The 380-nt window shown below is 71.3% G+C and carries 1 protein-coding gene; it reads right to left on the minus strand.

Features of this window, described 5'->3' with window-relative positions; genetic code table 11:
- A partial coding sequence (locus KI686_RS15845; protein ID WP_237590300.1) for an acyl-CoA thioesterase occupies positions 1-380 on the minus strand: 380 nt, incomplete at both ends.

Here is a 380-nt window from a genome sequence, read left to right on the forward strand (position 1 = left end):
CTCCGGCGCGGGAACGTCGGGCATGTCCGGTGCATGCTCGGGGAACTCCTCGGGCACGTGGAAAGACGCGGTCGCCATGAAGGCGAGCTTTCCGTGCTGGTGGCCGCGCACGTGACGGGTGGAGAACCCCCGTCCATCGCGGACCAGCTCGACCTCGTAGCGCACGGGCTCGTTGACGTCGACGCCGCGCAGGAAGGTGCTGTGCACCGAGTGCAGCGTGCGGTCGTCGTCGACCGTGCGGATCGCCGCCGCCATGCTCTGCGCGACGGAGTCCCCGCCGTAGGCCTTCGGCCACGGGACAGGCCGAGGCTGGGCGGTGAACGCACGGTCGGCGCGCTCCGCGTCGACCTCGGTCAGCTCGATCGCGCGCAGGAAGGTGG

Origin of the sequence: Polaribacter sargassicola (assembly GCF_021991835.1) — a bacterium.
Taxonomy (GTDB): domain Bacteria; phylum Bacteroidota; class Bacteroidia; order Flavobacteriales; family Flavobacteriaceae; genus Polaribacter; species Polaribacter sargassicola.